The 418-nt window shown below is 28.0% G+C and carries 1 protein-coding gene; it reads right to left on the bottom strand.

The genetic code is table 11. The features are described 5' to 3' along the window. Positions 1–418: DUF2920 family protein (locus H2279_RS08755; RefSeq protein ID WP_337196301.1), on the bottom strand; the 418-nt coding region annotated here is incomplete at both ends.

Genomic DNA, 418 nt, shown 5'->3' with positions numbered 1-418 from the left:
TTTCAACCTCTAATAGTATCTTATCTTCTTTTTGAGTGAATTTATAAAGCAAATCTTCACAAGGATAGCTTATGCTTTTATCTTTATATGCTTTTTTAGGGTGTTTTTTGATCTTTTCAAGCATAATAGGAAGTTCTTTTTTGATCATAAGTTTTATAGGTATACCCATACCATGTTCTAGACTTTTTATAAATTTTCCATCGATTTGAGATTCATTGGTGATAGAATTTAATTTTACATCAAAACCTAATTTTTTAAAATAATCATAAAGGGCTATTTTATCCTCTAAAAGATCATTTTTATCTTTAATGGAATGATAGCTCACATAATGAGTGTTAGGAAATTTAGAACAAATTTCAAGATGGCTTGGTTCTAAAATATTGCGAATCATGCGTCTTGCCGGAGAGAAAAAATAAGG

The organism is Campylobacter sp. B0100352/1, assembly GCF_020135855.1.
GTDB classification, from domain to species: domain Bacteria; phylum Campylobacterota; class Campylobacteria; order Campylobacterales; family Campylobacteraceae; genus Campylobacter_D; species Campylobacter_D taeniopygiae.
This window is presented reverse-complemented; position numbering and strand designations above follow the sequence as displayed.